Consider the following 25,326-nt stretch of genomic DNA (forward strand, 5'->3'; position numbering starts at 1 on the left):
GCCTCGCGGCGACGTCGCGTGGGCACGCCCGGGGACGACGGGGTCAGCCGGCGAGGAGCTGGTCGACCGGGGCGTAGTCGTCGGTGAGGACGTGGGCGGAGCCGACGAACGCGGTCAGGGCGGCGTCGGTGATCAGCTCGGCGGGCGAGGTGAGGCCGGTGAGGGCGGTACGGATCGCGGAGACCGGCAGCGGCGACCGGGAGGCGACGATGACGAAGTTGGAGCCGGCCGCACCGGCCAGCGCGTCGGGCGGGGCGATCAGCGCGACGTGCGGGAAGACCGCCGCGACCGTGGCCACCTCGGCGCGGATGAAGCGGTTCGGCGGGTAGTCGATCACGTTCTGGGTGTAGACCCCGGACGGGCGCAGCACCCGGGACACGTCCGCCGCCATCTCCCGGGTGGCCAGGTGCCACGGGACCACCAGATAGCCGAACGCGTCGCCGATCACCAGGTCGTACGCCGCCGAGGGCTGCGCCGCCACGCCGACCCGCGCGTCGCCCACCCGGACCCGTAGGTCGTCGCCGGTGACCAGGCCGAGCGAGCGCCGGTCCAGCTCGACCAGCCCGCCGTCCAGCTCCAGGACCAGCTGGTCGCTGCCGGGACGGGTGGCCCGCAGGTACCCCGGCATGGTGAACCCGCCGCCGCCCACGTGCAGCGCGTCCACCGGTTCGCCCGCCGGCCGGAACGCGTCGGCGATCGCGCCGAGCCACTGGACGTACTCGAACTCCAGGTACCGCGGGTCGTTCAGGTCGACGTACGAGTGCCGGGCCGAGTTCAGGATCAGCGTCCGTCCGCCGGCCCGCGCAGGGTCGGACTGCACCTGGGCGCAGTGGTACGCCGTCTCCACGTCGCACGGCGTCGGGGCGGTGACCGCCAGTCCGGAACCGATCAGCCCGACGACGCTCAGCGTGGCCCGTACCCGAAAAGATCTGAAGGAACTCGCGAAAGCCAGGCCGGAGATCGCGAGCAACCCCGCCAGACTGAGAATGATCACGCTGCTCGGCATCGCCGCGACGAGGACGAAGCCGGTGATCAGGGTCGCGGTGATCGCGCCGAGGGTGCCGACGCTGGAGAGCCAGCCGACCACGGTCCCCGCCTCACGCAGGTCGCTGAGCTGTAGCTTGACCACCATCGGCGGGATCGCGGCGAGCACGAACGCGGGCGGGAAGACGGCCATCGCCGCGAGCAGCAGGACCGCCGGGGCCGCGCCGCCGCGCAGGAACTCCCCACCCCAGCGGACCAGCGGCAGTGTCAGGGCGGTGCCGATCGCCGCGATGATCAGCGCCGGGCCGATCAGCCGTCGCGGGTCCACTCTGTCCGCCAGGCGCCCGCCGAGCCAGGCACCGTACGCGATCGCCGCGAGCGAGACCCCGATGACCGAGCTGCTCACCTGCAGGGTGACCCCGACATACGGTCCGACCAGGCGCAGCGCCACGATCTCCAGGACCAGCACGGCGCCGCTGGAGCCGAAGGCGAGGGCGCAGGCCAGAGTGGGCGACAGTGGCTTCACCGCGCCAGGCTAACCGGGCTCAGAGCATCGAGAGGTGCACGTGGTTGGTGTGCACCACGGACGGGCCACCGCTCGCGCTGTACGCCTTCCAGCCGGTGCTCGGCATCCAGATCTGCTTGTACCAGATCACGTACATCACGCCGAGGGCGTCCGCGTTCTTGACGAAGTACGCCGCGAGCGCGTTGCCGTACGACTTGTCCCCGCCGGTCGCCGCCACGTTCTGGAAGCCGCTCGCGTTGGCCGAGAAGTCGCAGGCCCGGCCCTTGGGGTGCTCGCCGGAGGAGCGGGAACTCCAGCAGACCGTGTAGCGCTTGAAGCCGTCCGCCCGGGCCTCCTGGTACGCGTGCAGCGTCCGCGGCGTGATGCACCCGGTGGAGGTCGGGTCGTTGATCGAGCAGGACTCCTTGGGCCAGGAGCCGTCCGAGTTACGCTCGGCGGGCTCCGCGGCCGGCGAGTCCGGGTCGATGAAGCCGGTGGCCGAACCGCCGCCCACCTCGGCGAGCGCGAGCTCGGCCTCCTTCTTCTTCCGGGCCATCGCGGAGACCTGCTTGCTCTGCTCGTTGATCTCGGCCTTCAGCGCGGACTGGGCCCGCTGCGTGGTGCCGATCAGATCCCTGTACTCGGCGAGCGTGCCGCTGTCCACCTGGGAGAGCATGTCCAGGCTCTGCACCCGCGCCATGAAGCTGTCCGGCGAGGCGCTGTTGAGCAGCAGGCTCAGCGAGGTGACCCGGCCCATCTGGTACGACCGGTTCGCCACCTCGCTCACCCGCGCGGTCAGCGTGGTCGCCTTGCCCTGGGTGGTCTTGAGCGCCGCGGTGAGCTGGGTCTGCCGCTTCTTGGAGGCGGCCAGCTTGGTCTTCGCGGTGTCGTAGCCCTTGGCCGCGGTCTCCAGAGCGGCACGCAGCTTCTTGGTGCCGCCCTCGGGGTCGGCCGCCGAGGCGGGTGACGAGGACACCACGAGAGCCGTCGTCACCACCGCGACGACGAGCGCGAGCAGGGCGGTGCACCGGCGCGGAAGATCGGCCGCCACGGAAACCTCCAAGTCGTGAGCGCCGGTACTTTACCGTGCCGGACCTGGAGTTCGGGAGATCGATCAGGTGGCCGAATATCCACCGTCGACGAAGAGTGTCTGACCGGTTACTGCCTGACTTGCCGAACTCGCCAGATAAACGACACATCCGGCGAAGTCCTCGGGAACCCCATTGCGGCCGATCATGGTCCGGGCGGCGTGTGCGGCCACCTTCGCGGGATCACCGAAGACCGGTTCGGTGAGCGGGGTGTGCACCACGCCCGGCGCGATCGCGTTGCAGCAGACTCCCCGTGACGACCAGGCTTCGGCCTGCGACCGGGTGAGCCCGACCAGCCCGGCCTTGGCCGCACCGTAGGCACCGCTGTTGCCGTACGCCCGGAACGCCTGCTGCGAGACCACGTTGACGATCCGGCCCCAGCCGCGCTCGGCCATCGCCGGCCCGAACGCCTGCCCGAGCACGAACGGGGCGGTCAGGTTCGCCGCGAGTGTGATGTCCCACACATCGTCGCCGAGTTCGTCCATCGGAGGGCGCAGGTTCACCGCCGCGGAGTTCACCAGGATGTCGGGGTGCCCGTACCCGGAGACGATCGCATCGACCGCGGCGTTCGTCGCTGCCCGGTCCGCGAGATCGGCGGTGATCGCGCCGGCCTCGGCACCGTATCCGCGCAGCTCCTTGACCACCTCGGCCAGCGGGGCCGCGCGCCGGGCGACCAGGACGACGCGCGCCCCGGCCCGGCCCAGCGCCAGGGCCATCTCCCGGCCGATCCCGGAGCTGCCGCCGGTCACCACCGCGGTGCGGCCGCTCAGACCGAAGAGCTCATCGAGGTACGACGTCACTGCGGCGGCCCCTCCGGGAAAACGGTGTCACGGACGGTTCGCCAGATCTCCTCGTTCGCGGCGACCAGCAGGCCACGCTGATGATCGACCGGCTGGTAGTCGGCGCCGTCGAAGTGCTTGGAGACGCCGCCGGACTCGCGGACGATCAGCGATCCGGGCGCGTGGTCCCAGGGCAGGATCCGCCAGAACATCGCGAACTGCTGCTCGTCGGTGGCGACCGCCGGATACTCGTAACCCGCGCAGTGCCGGCCCGCCGTGTACCCGCCCAGCGCCGACCCGTGCGCGTGGACCTGGTCGCGCACGTCCGCCGGGAAGTACCGGTGGGCGATCACACCCTGCAGGCCGGCCGCGCCGGGATCGTCGGTCCGGGTCTTCACCCGCAGCCCGTTCCTATACGCCCCCGAACCGAGCTCGGCCACCGTCAGGGCGTCCGCGATCACGTCGAGGATCCAGGCGGCCGTGGTCTCGCCGTCCTGGACCAGGGCGACCATCACGCAGAACGGCGCGCGGCCGGCGGCGAAGTTGTTCGTCCCGTCCACCGGGTCGACGATCCACACCGCACCGCCCTCGCCGATCCGGTCACGCAGCGCGGGATCGGCGGCGACACCCTCCTCGCCGACCACCGCCGAGCCGGGCAGCAACGCGGTGAGTCCCCGGGTCAGCGCCCGCTCGGACTCCTGGTCGGCGATGGTGACCGTGTCACCGGGGCCCTTCTGGTGCACCTCGTCGGCGGCGAGACGCTGGTAGCGCGGGAGGATGACGGTCTGCGCGACCTCACGGATCAGATCCGATACTTGATCAAGCACGCGGCGGCAGCTTCACGACGCTGACGAAGAACTCGTCGATCTGGCGGATCACGGCGATGAAGCGCTCGAAGTCCACCGGCTTGGTCACGTACGCGTTCGCGTGCAGCTGGTAGCTGCGCAGGATGTCCTCGTCGGCCGAGGAGGTGGTGAGCACCACCACCGGGATCCGGCCCAGGTCGTCGTCCTTCTTGATCTCCTCGAGCACCTCGCGCCCGTCGCGGCGCGGCAGGTTGAGGTCGAGCAGGATCAGGTCGGGGCGGACCGCGCTCGCGTACTGGCCCTCGCGGCGCAGGTAGGCCAGCGCCTCGGCTCCGTCGGAGACGACGTTGAGCTTGTTGCGGACCTTGTGCTCCTCGAACGCTTCCTGAGTCATCAGGACGTCACCGGGGTCGTCCTCGACCAGCAGCACCTCGATCGGAGTACCACTCTCGCGCTCGATGCTCATGCCCCCACCACCTCTCGCTTCTCGTGCTCCTCGCCGGGCTCGTCCACTCCGACCAGCACCGGGAGCGTGAACCAGATGGACGCTCCCGGAGAGACGTCGACGTCCAGCCAGATCCGCCCGCCATGGTATTCGACGATCTTCTTGACGATCGCGAGTCCGATCCCGGTCCCCTCGTACGCGTCCCGAGCGTGCAATCGCTGGAAGATCACGAATACCTTGTCGGCGAACTCGGCCTCGATCCCGATGCCGTTGTCCCGGACGTTGAACTTCCACTCCTTGCCGTCGCGCTCCGCGGTGATCGTCACCTGCGGTGGCACGTCCGGTCGGCGGAACTTCAGCGAGTTGCCGACCAGGTTGACGAAGAGCGCACTGAGCAGCGGCTCCTCGCCCTCCACAGTGGGCAGGCCGGCCCAGGTGATGGTGGCGTCATCGCCGGCCCGGGACTCCAGCTGCGACGTCACGTCGGTCAGCAGCCGGTCGAGGTCCACCTCGGTGAACCCGGCCGTGAGACGCCCGATCCGGGAGAACGCGAGCAGATCGTTGATCAGCCGCTGCATGCGCTGGGCGCCGTCGACCGCGAACGCGATGTACTGGTCGGCGCGCTCGTCCATCTGTCCGGCGTACCGGCGCTGGAGCAGCTGGCAGAAGCTGGCCACCTTGCGCAACGGCTCCTGCAGGTCGTGCGAGGCGACGTAGGCGAACTGCTCCAGGTCCCGGTTGGAACGGGTCAGCTCCTCGGCCTGGCTCTTCAGCTGATCGTTGATCCACTCCACCTGCTGCCGGGCGTCCCGGACCTCGGAGAGCTCGTTGGCGATCTGCCGGCGCATCCCGTCGACGTCCCCGGCGAGCCCGACCAGCTCGGGCGAGCCGCTGAGGCTCTCGATGTGCCGCTCGTAGTCGCCGTCCGCGACCTTGCGCACCTCGGCGGCGAGCGTCACGATCGGGCGGCTGACCAGCCGGTCCAGCAGGATCAGCAGGAACGCGCCGGCCAGCACGATGATCACCGCGGCCACGATCAGGATGACCACCAGGGTCTGGCTGGAGTCCTTGGCCGCGTCCGCGCTCGCCTGCCGCAACGTCGAGATGTGCGTCTGCATCACGTCGATCGCGGCGCGCAGCCGGTCGAACTCGCCGGTGTCACCGGCCGCCACCTCGGCCCGCCCGGCCTCCGCGCCCTCGGTCCGGATGGTGGTGATCACCGGCTCGGCGACGTCCCGGTGCCAGGCGTCGATCCGGCTCTTCACGTCCTCCAGCGAGGTCCGGATGTCGGTGTCGTCCGACGTCAGGAAACCCTCGATCCGGGCGATCTGCGTGTTCTCGTCGATCAGGCCGTCGTTGTACGGCGTGAGGTTGTCCTCGCGCCCGGTGATCGCGAAGCCGCGGATGCCGGTCTCCTGATCGACCAGTGCGGTCTTCAGCTGCTCGCCCGCGGCCCGCATCGGGCTCGCCCGGTTGAGCACGTCGTCGAGCTGACGGTTGTGCGCGGCCGCGGTGACCGCGGCGAAGACACCGAGGCCGCCGAGCACGACGCCGAGCACGGCGCAGAGGGCGGCGATCCGGCCACGCAGACTCCAGGACCGGACGCTCAGGGCGCTCACCGGCCACTCCCCCGGGAGATCAGCAGCATCGCCACGTCGTCGGTGAGCGGGCCGCCGTTGTCCTGGTCGGCACGGGCCACCAGCCACGGCGGCAGATCGGGCAGCGGCACCCGGCGGGCGGCCGGCTCGTCCAGCAGCTTGCAGAGGCCGTCGACGTCGAGGCGCTCCTCGCCGACGCCGGTGTGTCCTTCGATCAGGCCGTCGGTATACATCAACAGGGACCAGTCATGGCCGGTGAACTCCAGCTCGGTAGCGGGTGTAGGGGTGGGACGTACCCCGAGCACGATCCCGGTACGCGCGCGGACGGGAGCCGCGTGGCCACCGGCGAGCAGAACGGGCGGCGGATGGCCGGCCAGGCGGACGGTCGCGCGGTTGCCGGGCAGGTCGATGGTGACCGCAGCGACCGTGGCGAAGACCTCACGCGCCCGCCGCTCCGACATCAACACCTGTTCCAGCGCGGACAGCACCTGCTCCTCGGGCACGCCGGCCAGCACGAGAGCACGCCAGGCGACGCGGAGCTCGACCCCGAGCGCCGCCTCGTCCACACCGTGTCCACAGACGTCGCCGACGATCACGTGCAGCCGGTCCTCGCCGATCTGCACCACGTCGAAGAAGTCGCCGCCGAGCAGGCCGAGCGCCCGTCCCGAGCGGTAGAACGTCTCCACCGTCACCTGATCGGTCTGCATCAGCGGCTTCGGCAGCAGGCCGCGCTCCAGGCGGGCCGACTCCGCCTGGCGCAACTCCACCTCGCGCAGCCGGCGGCCGGCCTCGTCGGCCCGCTTCCGCTCGACCGCGTAGCGCAGCGCGCGGGTCAGCAGGACGCCGTCGACCTGGCCCTTGACCAGGTAGTCCTGCGCACCCTCGGCGACCGCCTGGACACCCAGGTGCTCGTCGGAGCGGCCGGTGAGCACGCAGACCGCGGCATTGTCCGCGACCGCGAGCAGCTTGCGGAGCCCGTCGATGCCCTCGGCGTCCGGCAGACCCAGGTCGAGCAGCACGCACTCGATGCCGGCCAGCTGCTGCTGCGCCTCACGCAGCGTGCTCGCCACGGTCAGCTCGAACGGCGCGTCGGCCTCGCTGAGCAGTTCACGGACCAGGAACGCGTCACCCTCGTCGTCCTCGACCAGCAGGATGCGCAGCCGCTGCAGCCGGTTGAGCTCATGCGTGTGGGATGCGAGCGAGCGCTCCGTCATGCCGTTTCCCCACTCGTCGCAGAGGTGACGGGGAAATCGTGTACCACGCGACGCGGTGGCACAACTCCGGTCACCACCTCGTAACCAGGGCTCACGCCGGTCCCTGGTCCCCGTTCGAGGCGACCCGCCGGGCGTGATCAGCGATCACCTGGCCGAGGATGCCGTGCAGGCGTCCGCAGTCCTGACAGTGCAGGTTCTCATCGAGGTGGCGGCCGCCACAACCGACACAGTTCCCGCGATCCTCGGGGTCCCGATAGGACGCCAGGGCCTTGCACATCGCCCGGATCAGATGATCACTGAGCGGGAAGACCTCGTCACCGTGCGCGGTGCGCAAACCGAGCAGGGCGACGGGCTTGGCGTCCGGCTGTGGATCATACGGGGACACCGCGTCGATGAACTCGGCGATGACGGCGGCCGGGTCGAGCGAGGTAGTCACCCCGTCAAGGTTATCCCTCACCGAACCGCGATCTCTCCGGTACCCGCCCGGCGTCCCCCGTGCGATTGAATGGCGTCCATGCGTGACGCCGCACTCACCCGTCCGGTCCGTCGCGGGCTCACCGCGGCGGCGGTCCTCGCCGTCCTCGCTCTTCTCGGCTTCGCCGCGATCAACGCCATCCGGCCGCCGTCTGCCGTCCCCACCTCGGCTCCGGCCTCGGCCTTCAGCGCTTCTCGCGCCTTCTCCCACGTACGCGTGATCGCGGCGCGCCCGCACCCGGTGGGAAGCCCGGCGAACGACGAGGTCCGCGCGTACCTGGTCGACACGCTGCGCGGATTCGGACTCGGCCCCCAGGTGCAGGACACCGTCTCGGCGCAGGGCGGTGAGCTCTCGGCCAGCGCGGGCGGCGTCGGGCTGGCGCACGTGCGCAACGTGATCACGGTGATCCCGGGCAGCGCCTCCACCGGCCGGATCTTCCTGGTCGCGCACTACGACTCGGCGCAGACCGGCCCGGGCGGCAACGACGACGCCGCCGGGGTGGCCGCGATCCTGGAGACCGCCCGCGCGCTGACCAGCGGCGGGAAGCTCCGCAACGACGTGGTGCTGGTGCTCACCGACGCCGAGGAGGCCTGCCTCTGCGGCGCCCAGGCGTTCGTGACGCAGAGCCCGCTCGCGAAGGACGGCGGGGTGGTGCTCAACCTGGAGGCGCGGGGCAGCAGCGGTCCGGCGATCATGTTCGAGACCTCGGACCGGAACGGGAGGCTGGTCGAGGCGTACTCGCACGCGCCCGATCCGGTCGGCACCTCGTTCGCGGTGGAGATCTACCGGCTGCTGCCGAACGACACCGACTTCTCCGCGTTCCGGGCGGCCGCGTTCACCGGGCTGAACTCGGCGTACATCGACGGCGCGGCGGTGTACCACGCCCCGGCCGACACCCCGGAGTCGATGGATCAGGACAGCCTGCAGCACCACGGCGGGAACGCCCTCGCGGTCACCCGGGAGCTGGGCGGCCGGGACCTCTCGGCGCTGCGCGGCGGCGGGGACGCCACCTACTTCCCGGTGCCGGGCCTGCTGGTGCGCTATCCGGGGGCGCTGGTCCGCCCGCTCGCGGTGATCGCGCTGCTCGCGGTCGCCCTGCTGGCCCTCCTGGCCCGGCGGCGGGGCCGGCTGCGCCTGCGGCGGCTCGCGGTCGCCGGGGCCACCGCGCTGATCCCGATCGTCGCCGGGGCGGCGTTCGCGCAGGGTCTCTGGGCACTGCTGACGATCGTCCGGCCGGAGTACGCCGCGCTGCCGATCGACCCGTACCGTCCACTGTGGTACCGCCTCGCCGTGATCGCGCTGGCCGCCCTCGCCGTCCTGCTCTGGTACGCCCTCCTCCGCCGCCGGCTGGGCCCGGTCACCATGGCCACGGCGGGCCTCGGGTGGCTGGCCGTGCTCGGCGCGGTGCTCTCCGCGGTCACGCCCGGTGGGGCGTACCTGGCCACGCTGCCCGCGCTGGCCGGCGCCCTCACCGGGCTGCTCGCGCTCCATCTGCGCGGCCCCGTCGCGGCTGTAGCGATCACGCTGGGCTCGGCGGTGGCCGTGGTGATCCTGGTGCCGACGGTCTGGATGCTCTTCCCGGCGCTCGGCATGAAGCTGGCGGCCGCCGGTGCGTTCCTGACCGTGCTGCTCGGCTTCGCGACACTGCCGGTGATCGACCTGATCCACCCGTCGGCCGAGCCGGTCCAGGGTCTCGGGGCGGCCCGGGCCCGCCGTCGCGGGGTGTTCCCCTCGCTGGTGGCCGCGCTGACCGCGCTCGCCTGCACGATCGCCGGACTCGCCGTGGACCGTTCCGACGCGGCCCACCCGTCGCTGACCCACCTCATGTACGCCCTGGACGCCGACACGAACACCGCCCGCTGGCTGAGCGCCGAGGCGAGCACCCAGGAGTGGACCTCGCAGTACGTCTCCGGCGGCCCGGTCGCGGTCGGCGACACACTGCCCGCCTTCGGCGACGAGAAGCTGCGGGTCGGCCCGGCCCAGGCCGCGGCCCTCCCGGCACCGGTGATCACCGTCGTCTCGGACCACGTCACGCCCGAGGGCCGGGAGCTGAAGCTACTGCTCACCCCGCAGCGCACGGTCCGGTTCGTCACCCTGCACGTGGCCGCCACGAGTACGGTCAGTAGGGCCGTGGTCGGCGGGCAGAGCGTGCCGGCCGACCGGAGCGCCGGTCACGGCTGGGGCTTCGGGTTCGTCTTCCACGCCCCGCCCACGACCGGCGTCGAGATCACGCTGGTCGTCGACGGCAGCGCCCCGGTGGAGTTCCGGACCATGGACGCCAGCGACGACGTGACCGCCATGCCCGGTTTCCAGGCCCGGCCGCCCGGCGTCGGCGTCCTCGGCTCGCACAGCAGCGAGATGGTCGCCGTGGCGAAGACGTACACCCTCTGACGCACGGGCTAGCGTCCCCGGCCGCGGCGGCCCTGCGGTGCGTCGAAGCGGAAGTGGATGAAGAGACGGCCCCAGTTGTCGCCGTCCTTCTCCACCCGGTGGTAGAGCTGCTTGATCTCCTTCTGGTCGAGGAAGCGGAGCACCTTCTTCTTCAGGGCGCCGCTCCCCTTCCCGGGGATGATCTCGACGAGCGTGGCCTTCTTCTGCACGGCCTCGTCGATGATCCCGCGCAGCGCGCGGTCGATCTCGTGGCCCTTGTTGAAGATGTCGTGCAGGTCCAGCTTCAGCTTCATGCCGGAACCCTATGCCGCGCCGGACTTGCCGAGCCAGGTCTCCACCCGGCGCAGCGCGTCCTGATAGTCGGGCTGCTGCTTCATCGCGACGGCCAGCCGCAGATGCGGCAGCGCCTCACGGAACCGGCCGGCCCGCTCCAGGGTCCGGCCGAGCACGTGGTGCGCGTAGTGGTCCGAGGGATCGTGGTCGATCAGCACCCGGAGCTGCGCCTCCGCGCCGTTCAGCTGGGCCGAGTTGAAGTAGGCCCGGGCCAGCAGCTGCCGGACCGCGGTGTTGTGCGGCTCGGCCTCGACTATCGGCTCGAGCATGCGAGCGGCACCGAGCGGGTCGCCGGACTCGAAGGTGAAAGTGGCCCTGCGGTACTCCTCGAGAAGATCCACGTGCAGCTCCCCACGCTCGCGCCGCCGACAATGACCAACGCTTGCACAACATCGAGCCGACAGCGAGTGTTCCGTCACCTCAAGGTTGGCGACAAACCTCCGCAAACCGCAACCAGCTCGACAGAGAATGCCGGGGTGGGGGACTTCCCGATCAACCTGGTGTCCGCTCCGGCCCGCTTCCGGGTCGGCCGCTTCCGCGCCTCGTTCGCCGGGATCGTCACGCTCGCCGCCTGCCTGACCCTCGCCGGGCCGCACGCGCCGGAACGGCCCGAGCCCGCCGCCTCCGCGATCGCCGGGTTCGCCGGGGTCCCGTCGCCGCCCGAGGTCACGTCCTGGGCGCCCGCACCGATCACCCGGCACGGGCTGCGAACCCTGGCCACCACCGACGGCACCACGTTCGCCCTGCACACGGTCGGCGGCGAACGCACCTTCCTGCCCGGCATCAACCTGGGCAGCACCACCCCGGGCTTCCAGCCGGGCGAGTTCTCGATCACCGCGGAGCAGTACCGGCGCTGGCTGGCCGCGATCGGCCGGCTGGGCATCCGCGTGGTGCGGATCTACACGATCCATCCCCCGGCGTTCTACCGGGAGCTGGCCCGGTACGACCGGGGCCACCCGGACAGCCCTCTCTACCTCTTCCAAGGCGTGTCTCCCGACGGCGCGTACGGAAGGAAGGGTGTGAACGGAACGTTCCGCGGCGAACTCAGGGACGCGTCGGCCGCGGTCATGGGCGACCTGCGCCGCGAGCCCACCGCGGGCCGCGCGAGCGGGGTGTGGGACACCGACGTCACGCCCTGGCTGGCCGGCTGGATCATCGGCCTCGAGCTGAGCCCCGGCCAGGAGGTGACCGCTGCGACCGCCGTGACCGGTGAGTACTTCCGGTCGGCGGAGGAGGCCACACCCACCGAGCGGTGGCTCGCCGCCCGGATGGACGACCTCACCGGTGCCTCGCTGGTCGTACGGATCCCCTGGGCACTCCTCGGGTTCGCGGACCCGTCCGCGCACCGGGTGCTCGTGCCGGAACCTGCTGACGATGGCCTGTCCCGGCCCGGCACCCGGTACACAGCCGGGCTGTCCCTATCCCTGTCGGCGACCGCCACGACCCAGCGGCTGGGCGCGGTGACCTGGCCGTCGTGGAACCGTGCCGACTACACCGAGCGCTTGAAGCCCGGCGTCCTGGAGTTCCGCGACGCCGCCCTGGAGACCGTCGACTAGGTCTCCCGGAGTCGCGCCGGGACGTCGGCGAGGATGGCCGAGCTCCACATCGTGTCGACGGCGCTCACCGTGGCGAAACCCACAGACTCGCTGGCGCCCAGTCGCGTGGCGGCCGGAGTGCCCGGGCCCAGCACGGTGGCCATCGCGAGAGCCGCCGCGACGGCGCCCAGGCCGGCCCGCCTGCCCCAGATGATCGAGCGCTTGTTCCAGGTCGTAGAGTGGTCGGTCCGCGCCGCTGGACGAGTCGTACCGGCGAATGCCTCAACAGCCATAACAGTCATGCCGATGACACTGACGGTGCAAAGTGTCAGGCTCCTGTGCGGCGAACTTGACGTTCCTGTGCGCCATAGTCACAGCTGCCGCACAGGAAACGAAAAGCGGGCGCAGAGCGTCGCCCAGCACAGTGGGGGCATGACGATGGCGAACGCAGACTCCAGCACCGAACTCCGGCGGCCCGACGGGACGCCGGTCCGCGTACTTGTCGTGGACGACGAGCCGACGCTGGCCGAGCTGCTCTCGATGGCACTGCGCTACGAGGGCTGGGAGGTCAAGAGCGCGGGCGACGGGCTCACCGCGGTGCGTACGGCCCGGGACTTCCGCCCGGACGCCGTCATCCTGGACATGATGCTCCCGGACATCGACGGGCTGGAGGTGCTGCGGCGGCTTCGTGGCGAGGCGCCCGAGGTGCCGGTGCTCTTCCTGACCGCGAAGGACTCGGTCGAGGACCGGATCACCGGTCTGACCGCGGGCGGCGACGACTACGTGACGAAGCCGTTCAGCCTGGAGGAGGTGGTGGCCCGGCTGCGCGGTCTGATGCGCCGGATGGGGCACGCGCCGATGCGTACCGAGTCGCAGCTCGTCGTCGGCGACCTGACCCTGGACGAGGACTCGCACGAGGTGCGCCGCGGCGGTGACCTGGTCACGCTGACCGCTACCGAGTTCGAGCTGCTGCGCTACCTGATGCGCAACCCGCGCCGGGTGCTGAGCAAGCCGCAGATCCTGGACCGGGTCTGGAACTACGACTTCGGCGGACAGGCCAACGTCGTGGAGTTGTACATCTCGTATCTGCGGAAGAAGATCGATGCAGGCCGCGCGCCGATGATCCACACCATGCGCGGGGCCGGCTACGTCCTCAAGCCCGCGGACTGAAGGCAGCGTCGTCGACATGGCCCTGAAACACCGAGCCCGCTGGCGGAGCCCCGCGGGCTGGTCGCTGCGCGCCCGGCTGGTCGCCAGCATGATCGCCCTGCTCGCTGTGCTGGGCCTCGTCGTCGGCGGCACCGCCGAGCTCTACCTGCGCCAATCCCTGTACGGCCAGCTGAACGACAAGCTGGCCGAGGCCCGCATACAGTTCACCGAGGGCCGGAACAGCAAGCAGGGCCCGAGTCAGGAACCCGGTAACAGCCAGGGCGGTCCGTCCGGCTTCTCCGGGAGCTTCCTGAAGTCGAAGAACCCGCCGCCGAACGTTCCGCTCTACTCGATCATGGTGGCGCTCGACTCGTCGGGCACCGTGGTCTCCGGTGGCATGGTCGACTACCCGGACGAGACGACCACCTCCGACGACGGGCCACCGGCCAACAACGAGTACCAGGATCTGACCGCGGCCCAGCTCACCGCGCTGAAGGAAGCCACGGTCAACGGCGACGAGACCGACATCACCGTGGACGACCTCGGCGACTACCGGGTCATCGCCGTGAACGCCACCTCCGGTGGCAGCAACTACACCGTCTACGCGGCGCTGCCGCTGACCGACGTGCACTCCACCCTGCTGCGGGTCGCGCTCTTCACCGGGTGCGTCATCGTCGGTTCGCTGCTGATCGCGGGTTGGGCGGGGGCGCTCATCGTCCGCCGTACGCTCAAACCGCTGAATCGCGTGGCAGCGACCGCGAGCCGGGTCGCCGAGCTGAAGCTGGACCGGGGTGAGGTGCAACTCGCACAGCGAGTGCCCGCCCAGGACACCGACCCGAACACCGAGGTCGGGCAGGTCGGCTCGGCACTGAACCGGATGCTGGACCACATCGGCAGCGCGCTGGAGGCCCGGCACGCCAGCGAGATGCAGGTCCGCCAGTTCGTCGCGGACGCCAGCCACGAGCTGCGCACGCCGCTCGCCGCCATCCGCGGCTACGCCGAGCTGAGCCGCCGCAGCCGCCAGCCGATCCCGGACGAGATCGCCCACGTGCTGGGCCGGGTGGAGTCCGAGGCGAAGCGGATGACCGCGCTCGTCGAGGACCTGCTGCTGCTGGCCCGCCTGGACGCCGGCCGCCCGCTGGCACACGACCCGGTCGACCTGACCATGCTCGCCGTCGACGTGACCAGCGACGCGCACGCCGCCGGGCCGCGCCACTACTGGCAGCTCGACCTGCCGGAGGAGCCGGTCACGGTGATCGGCGACGGCGCCCGCCTGCACCAGGTGGTGGCGAACCTGCTGGCCAACGCGCGAACGCACACCCCGGAGGGCACGACCGTCACGGTCAAGGTCGGCACGGTCCCGAACGCCGCGGTGGTCCAGGTGATCGATAACGGTCCGGGCATCCAGCAGGACCTGGTGCCACACATCTTCGAGCGGTTCGCCCGGGGCGACAGCTCACGGTCCCGTGCCGCGGGCAGCACCGGCCTGGGCCTGTCGATCGTGCACGCGGTGGTCACCTCGCACCGCGGCAAGGTCGGCGTGCAGAGCCGCCCGGGTCAGACGATCTTCACGGTGATGCTGCCCCTCGCACCGCCGCCGGCCGTCCCAACAGTTGAACATCACGCGCCATACATGCCACGGGTGGGCTGATCCGGCTATGCTGGCGGGCGTGTCTCAGACCTGGTCGTTCTATTGGTTTACGAGGCCGGCTCAAGCCGGTGCCTCGGCCATGACCGCATGACCTGAGACACCCCGCCAGAGCCGGCTGAGGCAGCGACATCACGTCGCTGCCTTTTTGTTTGCCCCCAGCAAACCGGCTCTCGTCCAGGGCCGGTGATGAAGGAGAGATCACCATGACCGCCCCTGAGGTACAGCGCGTCCGCGACCAGCGCATCGAGAAGGTCGTCCCGCTGATGAGCCCGGCGCTGCTGCACCACGAGCTGCCGCTCACCGCAGAGCTCCACGACACCGTCCTGGCCGGCCGCAAGCAGGTCGAGGACGTCCTGAACGGCCGAGATCAACGGCTGATCGCCGTGGTCGGCCCGTGTTCGGTGCACGACCCGGAGGCCGCCGCCGAGTACGCCGCCCTGCTGCAGAAGGAGGCCGAGCGGCTCAGCCAGGACCTGCTGATCGTGATGCGGGTGTACTTCGAGAAGCCGCGCTCCACGGTCGGATGGAAGGGCCTGATCATGGACCCGGGCCTGGACGGCACCGGCGATGTCGGTGCCGGCCTGCGGATCGCCCGCAAGCTGCTGCTCGAGGTGGTCGGCCGGGGCCTGCCGGTCGCCGTCGAGTTCCTCGACCCGATCACCCCGCAGTACATCGCGGACACCGTGGCCTGGGGTGCGATCGGCGCCCGTACGGTCGAGTCCCAGGTGCACCGCCAGCTCTCCTCCGGGCTGTCGATGCCGATCGGCATGAAGAACCGCCCCGACGGCAGCGTCTCCACCGCGGTCGACGCGATCCAGGCCGCCTCGGTGCCGCACGTCTTCCCCGGCATCGACTACTCCGGCACCCCGGCGATCCTGCACACCACCGGCAACCCGGACTGCCACCTGGTGCTGCGCGGCGGTGGCGGCCGGCCGAACTACAGCGCCGCGGACGTGGAGGCGTCGATGGCGCTGCTGCGCAAGGCCGGGCTGCCCGAGCGCCTGGTGATCGACTGTTCGCACGGCAACAGCGGCAAGGACCACAACCGGCAGCCGATCGTGGCCGAGGACATCGCCCAGCAGATGGAGGCCGGGCAGCACGGGATCAGCGGCGTGATGCTGGAGAGCTTCCTGGTTCCCGGGCGGCAGGAGCTGGGCGACGATCTCACGTACGGCCAGTCGGTCACCGACGCGTGCATGGGCTGGGACGCGACCGTCTCGGTGCTGGAGCGGCTCGCCACCGCCTCGGCCAAGCGCCGCGCTCTCTGACGACCCCTTCAGGTACTGCTGCGCCACTGTTAACCCGGGCGCAGCAGTACTCACAGGGACCACACAGCGACGACACAAGAGTGCGACAGGACTGGTGTAAATAGTTCATCCAGTACGATTCCGCCAGCTCTGTGGGAGACCCTCGATGACCTCGAAGTCGTCAGCTGCGGAGAACGAGCCGCCGGAGTCGACGGACAGCTCCACACCCGTCGCCTCCACCGGCTCCGCCTCCCCCGAGCCGCTCGCCGCGGCCGAACCGGCCACCGCTGCCACCGACTCGGCCACTGCCGTCGCTCTCGCCGAGCGCCCCGTGGTCATCGAGAAGGCGGCCGCGGTCGACGCGGAGCACCCGGTCGAGACCACTCCTCCCCCGCCGGACCGCACCGGCTACCGGCGCTGGCTGCTCGGGCGCAACGACAAGCCCTGGGTACGCCCCTCCCTCCTCGCCCTCCTGCTGCTCACCGGCATCCTCTACATCTGGGGCCTCGGCGAGTCCGGCTGGGCCAACGCGTTCTACTCGGCCGCCGCGCAGGCCGGCTCGGCGAGCTGGAAGGCGTTCTTCTACGGCTCCTCGGACGCGGCGAACGCGATCACCGTCGACAAGACGCCCGCCGCTCTCTGGATCATGGCGATCTCGGTCCGGATCTTCGGGCTCAGCTCCTGGAGCATCCTGGTCCCGCAGGCACTGCTCGGCGTCGCCACCACCGGCCTGCTCTTCGCGACCGTACGCCGCGCGTTCGGCCCGGCCGCCGGTCTGCTCGCCGGCGCGATCTCGGCGCTGACCCCGGTCGCCGTGCTGATGTTCCGGTTCAACAACCCGGACGCGCTCCTGGTCCTGCTGATGGTGGCCGGTGTCTACGCCACCCTGCGGGCCGTGGAGACCGGCTCGACCCGGTGGATCGTCCTGGTCGGCGTCTTCGTCGGCTTCGGCTTCCTCACCAAGATGCTGCAGGCCCTGCTGGTCGTCCCGGCGTACGGCCTGGCCTACCTGATCGCCGGCCCGCCGAAGCTGGGCAAACGGATCTGGCAGCTGCTCCTCGCCCTCGTCGCCCTGATCGTCTCGGCCGGGTGGTACATCGCGATCGTCGAGCTGGTGCCCGCCTCGGCACGGCCGTACATCGGTGGCTCGCAGAACAACAGCCTGCTGGAGCTCGCCCTCGGCTACAACGGTCTCGGCCGGCTCAACGGCGAGGAGACCGGCAGCGTCGGCGGCGGCGGCGGTAACGGCGGCGGCACCTGGGGCTCGACCGGCATCGGCCGGCTCTTCGAGAGCGAGCAGGGCGGTCAGATCGCCTGGCTGCTCCCGGCCGCGCTGATCGTGCTGGTCGCCGGCCTGGTGATCACGGCGCGCCGGACGCGTACCGACCTGCAGCGGGCCGGCCTGATCGTCTGGGGCTCCTGGCTGCTGATCACCGGACTGGTCTTCAGCTTCATGCAGGGCATCTTCCACGCGTACTACACGGTGGCGCTGGCTCCGGCGATCGGCGCGACGGTCGCGATGGGCGTCGCCCTGCTCTGGAAGCACCGCGGCAACATCGTCGCGTCGCTCACCCTGGGTGCGACGATCGCGGTCACCGCCTATTGGTCGTACGTCCTCCTCGGCCGCAGTTCGGACTTCCTGCCCTGGCTGCGACTGCCGGTTCTGATCGTCGGCATCGTCGCGGCGGTCGCCGTGGTCGCCTCGTTCCGGCTCTCGCTGCGGCTGGCCACGGTCGCCGCGACGGTGGCGCTCGGCGCGACCCTCGCGGGGCCGGCGGCGTACGCGGTGCAGACCGCGTCCGAAGCGCACACCGGCTCGATCCCGACGGCCGGTCCCAGCACCGGCGGCTTCGGCCGCGGCGGTGGCGGCGGCATGGGCGGCGGCGGTCGCGGCAACCGGGGCGGTGGCGGCGTCCCCGGCGGCGGCCAGAACGGCGGCGGCGGTTTCGGCGGCGGCAACAACCAGGGCGGTGGCGGTTTCCCCGGCGGCGGTGCCCCTGGCGGCAACAACACCCAGAACAACAACACCCAGAACAACAACGCTCAGGGCAACAGCACCCAGGGCAACAGCACCCAGGGCAACAACCAGGGTGGCCCGGGCGGTGGCGGCATGGGTGACGGTGGCGGCATGCGCGGCGGCGGTGGCGGCGGCGCGAGTGGCCTGCTCAACGCCTCGACGGTCAGCGACGAGATGAAGGCGCTGCTGCTCGTGGACGCCGACAGGTACACCTGGGTGGCGGCCGCGGTCGGCTCGCAGAACGCCTCGGGCTACCAGCTCGCCACCGAGAAGCCGGTGATGGCGGTTGGCGGCTTCAACGGCACCGACCCGGCACCGACCCTGGAGCAGTTCAAGCAGTACGTGGCCGACGGAAAGATCCACTACTTCATCGGCAGCAGCGGTGGCGGCATGGGCGGCGGCAACTCCTCGGGCAGCAACGACAGCTCCGAGATCGCCTCCTGGGTCGCGCAGAACTTCACCGCGCAGACGGTCGGCGGCACCACGGTCTACGACCTGACGGCGGCGGCCACCACGTCCTGACCCCGGTCCACCACTCAACACCCCCAAGAAGACAGCGGGCGGCTCCTGGCGGAGCCGCCCGCTGTCCTGTGCCACTCCACGCGAGCCCATATTAAATCCATGATTATCAATATAGACTTCCATGGATTGATTGGCCTCATCCAAGGAGAACTCGCGTGCGAACCACCCCTCTCTCCGGCCGTCGTCGGATGATCACCCTCATCGCCCCGGCGGTCCTGCTCGGCGCCTTCCTGGCGAGCCCCGCCCAGGCCACGCCCGGCGCGGCCGCGGACGCCGCCGCCACCCGCGCGACCGCGCTCAGCGAGAAGCTCGGCACCGGCGCGACCGCCGGCGCCTACTACGACAGCGCCACCGGCAGCATGGTGGTCACCGTGACCACCGCCGCCGCCGCGGCCAAGGTGCGCGCCATCGGCGCCGTCGCGAAGCTGGTCAGGAACAGCGGCGCGGACCTGGACGCCGCCATGGACACCGTCGAGGCCGCCGCCGCGCCCGGCACCTCGTGGGCCACCGACACGGTCGCCAACCAGGTGGTGGTGACCGTGGACAGCACCGTCACCGGCGCCAAGCTCGCCGCCCTGCGCGCCGCGGTCGCCGCGACCCGGGGCGCGGCCCGCCTGGAGCAGGTGGACGGCACCGTCTCCCCGCTCATCGCGGGCGGCGAGGCGATCTACGGCGGCTCGTACCGCTGCTCGCTCGGCTTCAACGTGAAGAGCGGCAGCACCTACTACTTCATCACCGCCGGCCACTGCGCCGACGTCGCCACCACCTGGTACAGCAACTCGGCGAAGACCACCCTGCTGGGCACGAACTACGACTACAGCTTCCCCGGCGACGACTACGGCGTCGTCCAGTACACCAACTCCAGCGTGGCCCACCCGAGCAGCGTCTACACGTACAGCGGGAGCCAGACCATCTCCTCGATCGGCTCCGCGTACGTCGGCGAGTCGGTCAGCCGCAGCGGCAGCACCACCGGCGTGCACACCGGCTCGGTGACCGCGCTCGACGCCCGGGTCTACTACGCCGGTGACGGCATCGTCCGCGGCCTGATCAAGACGGACGTCTGCGCCGAGTCCGGCGACAGCGGCGGCTCGCTCTACTCCGGCAGCATCGCCCTCGGTATCACCTCCGGCGGTAGCGGCGACTGCGACAGCGGCGGCATCACCTACTTCCAGCCGGTCGACGAGGTCGCCGACCTGTTCGGCCTGACCCTGCCCTGACCCTCCCTCTCCTCCACCCCTCCCCTTCGGTACGTCGCGGCGTCATCGGTCTCCGGTGACGCCGCGCGACGTCTCCTCGGCGCTCCGCGCCCTTAAGCAAACTGCACGTAACATGCCGATAAACTCCATCAAAACCGGCAGACAGACTCTCAGCGCCCACACAGTGGGGCCATAAACCCGGCAAAGCCCGGCGGCGGAGCTTTATCGGCATGAGCCTTTCGACGCAGCCTTCGCTGGACGCCGACCAGAACCGCGTCACTGCCCCGGTGCTCGACGTGGTCATCCCGGTCTACAACGAGGAGATCGACCTCGAACCGTGCGTGCGGCGGCTGCACGCGTACCTCGCGGCGAACTTCCCGTACCGGTTCCGGATCACCATCGCGGACAACGCGAGCATCGACGGGACCGCGCTGGTGGCTCAGCGTCTCAAGGCGACGTTCAACGAGGTCGAGGCGGTGCACCTGGCCGAGAAGGGCCGGGGGCGGGCTCTGAAGTACGTCTGGACCCACTCCAACGCGGCCGTCCTGTCCTACATGGACGTGGACCTCTCCACCGACCTGGGTGCGCTGCTGCCGTTGGTGGCGCCGCTCATCTCCGGGCACTCGGACCTGGCGATCGGCTCACGCCTGGCCCGCGGCTCGCGGGTGGTCCGGGGCGCCAAGCGGGAGTTCATCTCGCGCAGCTACAACCTGATCCTGCGGACCACGATGGCGGCCCGCTTCTCCGACGCGCAGTGCGGGTTCAAGGCGATCCGGGCGGACGTGGCCCGCCGCCTGCTGCCGATGGTCGAGGACACCGGCTGGTTCTTCGACACCGAGATGCTGGTCCTCGCCGAACGGTCCGGCCTACGGATCCACGAGGTACCGGTGGACTGGGTGGACGACCCGGACAGCCGGGTGGACATCGTCTCGACCGCGATGGAGGACCTCAAGGGCATCGTCCGGATCACCCGGGGCCTGAGCAACGGAAAGCTCCCGGTGAGCGCGCTCCGGGCTCAGCTGGGGCGCAACCCGCTGCCGGTGGACGGGGTGCCCAGCGGGCTGACCGGGCAGCTGATCCGCTTCGCCGGGGTGGGCGTGGCCAGCACGCTCGCGTACCTGCTGCTCTTCGCCCTGCTCCGCGGCGGTTTCGGCCCGCAGGCGGCCAACCTCATCGCCCTCCTGGTCACCGCGGTGGCCAACACCGCGGTCAACCGGCGGGTCACCTTCGGCGTACGCGGTTCCGAGGGCGCACTCCTCCACCAGCTCCAGGGCCTGATCGTCTTCGCCGTCGGCCTGGGCCTGACCAGCGGATCGCTCGCCCTGCTCCACTCGTCGGCGACCGAGCCGTCCCGCTTCGTCGAGCTGGTGGTGCTGGTCCTGGCCAACCTGCTGGCGACCGCGGTCCGCTTCCTGATGCTGCGGATCTGGGTGTTCCGCGCCGCACGACCCTGAGTTCTCATCGACGGCCCCCGGGCCGGAGGCGGCGCCCGTCAGCCCGGGCGCCGCCTTTTTGCACCATCTGACCGGGACCCATCCGTGATCTTCGTGCTTCGGCCGTCATCGAAACACAGCAAAGCCGTTGTACCGGCTAGTGAATGCCTTTCCCGGCATCCCGCCCAATGCACCCATCCCGTCCCTCGTAGGGGTAGTCCCATCCGGAAGGTCGGGAAAATTCGGCACACGCAGACGTATCACGAAAGCAACTCAGAGGTAACAATGGGCGGTGATCGGGATAGCCGACTCTCGATCGATGCGTACCGGCGCGGCGGACCGGGAGGTGCACGATGCTGAACAAAGAGGACAGCAGGCGGCTCGCACAGTTGGAGCGCCAGCTACTCCGCGACGACCCCGACTTCTGCGCCCGGATGGGCGGCGGCAACTTCAGCGTGCCGACCCGCCGGCGCCCCCCGTTAGCGTTGTTCCTGGTCGCAACCGTCATCGCGGTCGGCGCCGCGGTACTCATCGCGCTCGGCTGGTGGATCCCGGCGACGATCGCCGCCCTCTGGTCCGCCTTCACCCTGGGCGCCGCCGCCTACCGCCTCCGGCGCCACCACTCCGGTGCGGAGATCCGCCCCTTCTGAGACAACCTCCTCCGCCCGCGGGCCCGTGCCGTCCTCCAACGGCGCGGGCCCGTCCCATTCCCCGCCCCAGTCCTCGTAGGGCCGGCGCCGAGAGGCGTCTCGGGCATCCGGACACACCGGTGACGGTGGTGACCTTGCGGGCGCCGGAGGTCGGCTGGCGCCCAGAGGCGTCTCGGGCGTCCGGACACACCCTTCAGCGCCAGCCAGAACCCGGCGGGCGGCGCAGGGCGGGCAGGGCGGGGCGGGCGGCGCGGGGCAGGGTGGGCGGGCAGGGTGGGCGGGCAGGGTGGGGGTGGTTCAGGGTGGGGGTGGTTCAGGGGCGGCGGCCGTAGCGGCGGGCGGCCACGTTGCGCAGGCGCTGGCGGCGGGGGCCGGGGAGACCCTCCACGTACTCCCAGGTGTCCAGGCTGGTCGGGCCGTACGGTCCCGCCTGCGCGATCGGGGGCTCGCCGGTCAGGCGGTAACCACAGCGGCGCGCCACCGACGTGCTGGCGGTGTTGCACGGGTCGATCCGGAGCAGCAGGCGGCCGAGGCCGAGCGTGCCGCACGCATACCCGGAGAGCAGGGTGAGCGCGGCCGTCGCCAGGCCCCGCCGCCGGTGCCGCGCGCCGACCAGGTAGCCCAGCTCCGCCTCGCGCCGATCGCCGGTCACCCCGAAGAGCAGCATCTCGCCGAGCGGTTCGCCGCCGTCGACGGTGATGGCGAGCTGGATCCGGCGTCCGCTGAGCCGGCCGGTCTGTGCGCGTTTCAGGTACGCCAGGCCCGCCTCGATGTCGAACGGCGACGGCATCGGTGTCCAGCGCGCGATCGCCGGCTCGTCCAGCATCGTCACGAGATCCTCCAGGTCGTCCGGCTGCCATTCGCGCAGGACGATGCCGGATCCCTGCAACCTCAGCGGATAGGGCAGAGCGTCGGCGGCCACCTTGAAATCCTGCCCGTATGGACCCGTTCGATGCCAGTAGCGATCGATATGAAAGGGGTAAGGGATTCCGGACGGTCCATCCGTCGGATTACCGCTTTCGCTTCCCGCCGGTCATCCGGACGGCGCGGCAGAATCGGTGCGGTGACACGACATGATGACGGGCACTGGGAGACGTACAACGCCCGGCAGCGGGACCGCCCGGTGCGCGACCTCTGCCGCAGGGCCCTGACGCTGACCGGTCCCGGTGCCGGCCGGACCGCCGTCGACCTGGGCTGCGGCGCGGGCCGGGAGACCGAGGCGCTGCTCCGGGCCGGCTGGCGGGTGCTCGCCGTGGATCGCGGCCCGGCCCTCGACATCCCGGCGAACGACCTGCTCACGGTACTCGCGGCCGGGTTCGAGGAGTTGGACGGGCTGCCGCCCGCCGATCTGGTCTACGCCGGTTACGCCCTCCCCTACCAGACCAGGGAGAGCTTCGATCGCCTGTGGACGGTGATCCGCTCGGCGCTGCGCCCGGGTGGCCGGGTGGCCGTCGACGTCTTCGGCGTGCACGACTCGTGGGCCGGCGACCCCACCGGCACCTACCTCACCGCCGACGAGGCACGCGCCCTCGCCGACGGCCTCACCATCGAGCACTGGCACGAGGTGGACGCCCCCGGCCCGGCGTTCAGCGGCCCCAAGCACTGGCACACCTTCGAGCTGATCGCCCGCCGCCCGCAGTGAGAAAGCCGATCGCAGTAAGAAAGCCGATCGCAGCGCGGAAGCTTGAGCTCAGAGCTTGCGGGCGCCGATCTCCACGCCGGCCGCCCGCAGCCGGGTGACCAGCGCGTCCCCGATCCCGGTCGCCGGGGTCAGCACCCCGCCGCCGTGCTCCGGCAGCGCCTCCCGGTCCAGCGCGAGTGCCAGCGCCGACTCGCCAAGCATCACCGCCGTCGCCGCGTACCCCGGGTCGCCCTTGGCCCTGACCCGGGCCGTGTAGCGCGCCCCGGACGTGGTGGTGGTGAAGATGTCCATGGTGAAGTGACCGTTGCGGCGGCTCTGCTCGTCCGGACCGGTACCGGGCGCGGGCAGCACCCGGTCGAGCACGAACCGCACCGGCGGCACCGCCAGCCCGAGGAAGACCCCCATCATGCCCGCCTTGGTGAGGGTCGCGATCACCGGCGAGAGCGGCGAGGTGCCCACGCTCATCGCCTCGCGGTAGCGGAACCGTTTCCCGTACGCCCAATCCCGCAACGCGTTGCTGCGCCGCACCACCCGGGTGTTGTAGGACGCCATCACGAACGGCGCGAGGTGCCCGCGCAGCCGGGGATCGACCTGCTCGGCGGGGAACGTCTCCATGTCGTTCTGCCGCCCGAAGTCCGGCTCCGCCTTGCGATCGGGACTGAGCGAATACGGACTCCCCGCCACCCGCCGCAGTTTCGGGTCACGCTTCATCACGTCGACCTGGTTGCGCATCGAGTCGATGGTGCCGCCGCTGAACCCGCCGCGCATCTTGGTGACCACGAGCGTGGTGTCGGTGAGCTCACCCGCGCCGTCCCGCTCGGCGAGCTGGTGCAGCACGTGAACGCCCAGATCGGACGGGATCGAGTCGAATCCGCAGGAGTGCACGATCCGCGCGCCGGTGCTCTTCGCCAGCTCGTGGTTCGCGTCGATGCTGTCCCGGGCGAAGAGCACCTCGCCGGTGAGGTCAACGTAGTCGGTGCCCGCCGCGGCACAGGCGTTCACCAGCGGAAGGCCGAACTTCGCGTACGGCCCCACGGTGCTGACCACGACACGCGCACGGGCGGCCAGTGCGGCCAGCGCCTCCACGTCGGCGGCGTCGGCCACGAGCACCGGCCAGTCGACGCCGAGCGACGCCCTGGCCGCCTCCAGTTTCGCCGGTGAGCGACCGGCCAGCGCGATCCTGGTCCCCTCCGGGGCATGCTCGGCGAGATGCCCCGCCACCAGCACACCGACGAAGCCGGTGGCCCCGAAGATGACCACGTCGAAGTCGCGCTCACGATCGCTCATGGTCGGAGATTGTGCACTGCCACTGCACTAGCTGGATACAGAATGCGGGCTTCCTCTTTCAGGTGGTGCTGGACAACATGGTGACTTATCCGCACAAAGGAAGGTCAAACCAATTAATTTGGGGTAACAGCCAGCGGCCTGGTGCCCGGAATACGGACGCCACGCCACCGACCAGTAGTCCGCACAGCCGCGGACTCCGTGACCGGAACGCCGAGTCCATGCCTCGGTCACGGACGACAACCCACAGGCATGGAGCGGGGGACCCACAGTTCCTCGGCGCGCCGCCGCGCGCGCCTCGGGGTGAAGCCGTCTCGCGACGGCCGGGCACCTCTGCCCGAACCCGACAGCTCACCTCGTAGGCGTTGAGGAGAACAATTTC

Annotated in this window: 23 protein-coding genes and 1 riboswitch; of the genes, 10 read left to right on the forward strand and 13 right to left on the reverse strand. The window is 70.8% G+C overall.

The features are described from left to right. Positions 1-43: 43 nt before the first annotated feature. The 8 genes from AB0M08_RS30425 to AB0M08_RS30460 all read right to left on the reverse strand — a co-directional run bounded on the left by AB0M08_RS30425 (position 44) and on the right by AB0M08_RS30460 (position 7,855). On the reverse strand, positions 44-1,510 hold the full coding sequence (locus AB0M08_RS30425; RefSeq protein ID WP_364500537.1) for a fused MFS/spermidine synthase: 1,467 nt from the start codon (positions 1,508-1,510) through the stop codon (positions 44-46). Positions 1,511-1,529: 19 nt separating this feature from the next. Continuing rightward, positions 1,530-2,540: a hypothetical protein gene (locus AB0M08_RS30430; RefSeq protein WP_364500540.1), complete on the reverse strand. Its 1,011-nt coding sequence runs from the start codon at positions 2,538-2,540 to the stop codon at positions 1,530-1,532. 63 nt (positions 2,541-2,603) lie between these two features. Next, complete coding sequence (locus AB0M08_RS30435; protein WP_364500543.1) at positions 2,604-3,377, reverse strand: SDR family oxidoreductase; 774 nt, start codon at positions 3,375-3,377, stop codon at positions 2,604-2,606. Continuing rightward, positions 3,374-4,183: an inositol monophosphatase family protein gene (locus AB0M08_RS30440; RefSeq protein ID WP_364500546.1), complete on the reverse strand. Its 810-nt coding sequence runs from the start codon at positions 4,181-4,183 to the stop codon at positions 3,374-3,376. The genes AB0M08_RS30435 and AB0M08_RS30440 overlap by 4 nt, the downstream gene beginning before the upstream one ends. Beyond that, on the reverse strand, positions 4,176-4,628 hold the full coding sequence (locus tag AB0M08_RS30445) for a response regulator (protein ID WP_364500549.1): 453 nt from the start codon (positions 4,626-4,628) through the stop codon (positions 4,176-4,178). Before AB0M08_RS30445 ends, AB0M08_RS30440 begins: the two co-directional genes overlap by 8 nt. After that, positions 4,625-6,226, reverse strand: a complete 1,602-nt coding sequence (locus tag AB0M08_RS30450; protein WP_364500552.1) for a CHASE3 domain-containing protein — start codon at positions 6,224-6,226, stop codon at positions 4,625-4,627. Before AB0M08_RS30450 ends, AB0M08_RS30445 begins: the two co-directional genes overlap by 4 nt. Next, a complete protein-coding gene (locus AB0M08_RS30455; RefSeq protein ID WP_364500554.1) occupies positions 6,223-7,419 on the reverse strand; it encodes a fused response regulator/phosphatase in 1,197 nt (398 codons plus the stop codon). The genes AB0M08_RS30450 and AB0M08_RS30455 overlap by 4 nt, the downstream gene beginning before the upstream one ends. 91 nt (positions 7,420-7,510) lie before the next feature. Then, entirely contained in the window at positions 7,511-7,855 is a 345-nt protein-coding gene (locus tag AB0M08_RS30460; protein WP_364500557.1) for a hypothetical protein, read from the reverse strand. 78 nt (positions 7,856-7,933) lie between these two features. On the opposite strand from AB0M08_RS30460, the gene AB0M08_RS30465 reads away from it, so the two are divergent. After that, a complete protein-coding gene (locus AB0M08_RS30465; RefSeq protein WP_364500560.1) occupies positions 7,934-10,285 on the forward strand; it encodes a M28 family peptidase in 2,352 nt (783 codons plus the stop codon). An 8-nt stretch (positions 10,286-10,293) separates the two neighbouring features. On the opposite strand, the gene AB0M08_RS30470 is transcribed toward AB0M08_RS30465, so the two are convergent. Then, entirely contained in the window at positions 10,294-10,578 is a 285-nt protein-coding gene (locus AB0M08_RS30470; protein ID WP_364500562.1) for a Smr/MutS family protein, read from the reverse strand. 9 nt (positions 10,579-10,587) lie between these two features. After that, entirely contained in the window at positions 10,588-10,959 is a 372-nt protein-coding gene (locus AB0M08_RS30475; protein WP_364500565.1) for a tetratricopeptide repeat protein, read from the reverse strand. 135 nt (positions 10,960-11,094) lie between these two features. On the opposite strand from AB0M08_RS30475, the gene AB0M08_RS30480 reads away from it, so the two are divergent. Further along, positions 11,095-12,174 (forward strand): hypothetical protein, encoded by a 1,080-nt coding sequence (locus AB0M08_RS30480; protein ID WP_364500567.1) that lies wholly within the window; start codon positions 11,095-11,097, stop codon positions 12,172-12,174. Here AB0M08_RS30480 and AB0M08_RS30485 read toward each other — a convergent pair. After that, on the reverse strand, positions 12,171-12,446 hold the full coding sequence (locus AB0M08_RS30485; protein WP_364500570.1) for a hypothetical protein: 276 nt from the start codon (positions 12,444-12,446) through the stop codon (positions 12,171-12,173). The genes AB0M08_RS30480 and AB0M08_RS30485 overlap by 4 nt on opposite strands. Before the next feature lie 139 nt (positions 12,447-12,585). On the opposite strand from AB0M08_RS30485, the gene AB0M08_RS30490 reads away from it, so the two are divergent. The 7 genes from AB0M08_RS30490 (at position 12,586) to AB0M08_RS30520 (ending at position 22,018) form a co-directional block, all read left to right on the forward strand. Beyond that, positions 12,586-13,323, forward strand: a complete 738-nt coding sequence (locus AB0M08_RS30490) for a response regulator transcription factor (RefSeq protein WP_364500572.1) — start codon at positions 12,586-12,588, stop codon at positions 13,321-13,323. 16 nt (positions 13,324-13,339) lie between these two features. After that, positions 13,340-14,953 (forward strand): HAMP domain-containing sensor histidine kinase, encoded by a 1,614-nt coding sequence (locus tag AB0M08_RS30495; RefSeq protein ID WP_364500575.1) that lies wholly within the window; start codon positions 13,340-13,342, stop codon positions 14,951-14,953. A gap of 203 nt (positions 14,954-15,156) precedes the next feature. Then, complete coding sequence (locus tag AB0M08_RS30500; RefSeq protein WP_364500578.1) at positions 15,157-16,221, forward strand: 3-deoxy-7-phosphoheptulonate synthase; 1,065 nt, start codon at positions 15,157-15,159, stop codon at positions 16,219-16,221. A 145-nt stretch (positions 16,222-16,366) separates the two neighbouring features. Further along, on the forward strand, positions 16,367-18,739 hold the full coding sequence (locus AB0M08_RS30505; RefSeq protein WP_364500580.1) for a glycosyltransferase family 39 protein: 2,373 nt from the start codon (positions 16,367-16,369) through the stop codon (positions 18,737-18,739). A 155-nt stretch (positions 18,740-18,894) separates the two neighbouring features. Continuing rightward, complete coding sequence (locus AB0M08_RS30510; RefSeq protein WP_364500583.1) at positions 18,895-19,956, forward strand: S1 family peptidase; 1,062 nt, start codon at positions 18,895-18,897, stop codon at positions 19,954-19,956. Between the two features lie 209 nt (positions 19,957-20,165). Continuing rightward, positions 20,166-21,389, forward strand: a complete 1,224-nt coding sequence (locus AB0M08_RS30515) for a glycosyltransferase (RefSeq protein WP_364500585.1) — start codon at positions 20,166-20,168, stop codon at positions 21,387-21,389. A 332-nt stretch (positions 21,390-21,721) separates the two neighbouring features. Then, on the forward strand, positions 21,722-22,018 hold the full coding sequence (locus AB0M08_RS30520; RefSeq protein WP_364500588.1) for a DUF3040 domain-containing protein: 297 nt from the start codon (positions 21,722-21,724) through the stop codon (positions 22,016-22,018). Between the two features lie 313 nt (positions 22,019-22,331). Here AB0M08_RS30520 and AB0M08_RS30525 read toward each other — a convergent pair whose 3' ends face one another. Further along, positions 22,332-22,940, reverse strand: coding sequence for a GNAT family N-acetyltransferase (locus AB0M08_RS30525; protein WP_364500590.1), 609 nt, complete (start codon positions 22,938-22,940; stop codon positions 22,332-22,334). A 141-nt stretch (positions 22,941-23,081) separates the two neighbouring features. Here AB0M08_RS30525 and AB0M08_RS30530 point away from each other — a divergent pair, with 141 nt between their 5' ends. Next, a complete protein-coding gene (locus AB0M08_RS30530) occupies positions 23,082-23,660 on the forward strand; it encodes a class I SAM-dependent methyltransferase (protein ID WP_364500593.1) in 579 nt (192 codons plus the stop codon). A 48-nt stretch (positions 23,661-23,708) separates the two neighbouring features. On the opposite strand, the gene AB0M08_RS30535 is transcribed toward AB0M08_RS30530, so the two are convergent. Then, on the reverse strand, positions 23,709-24,947 hold the full coding sequence (locus AB0M08_RS30535; RefSeq protein ID WP_364500596.1) for a saccharopine dehydrogenase NADP-binding domain-containing protein: 1,239 nt from the start codon (positions 24,945-24,947) through the stop codon (positions 23,709-23,711). A gap of 198 nt (positions 24,948-25,145) precedes the next feature. Next, positions 25,146-25,324, forward strand: a riboswitch (cyclic di-AMP (ydaO/yuaA leader). The last annotated feature ends 2 nt before the right edge of the window (positions 25,325-25,326 follow it).

This window comes from Actinoplanes sp. NPDC051851 (assembly GCF_040681165.1).
GTDB lineage: Bacteria > Actinomycetota > Actinomycetes > Mycobacteriales > Micromonosporaceae > Actinoplanes.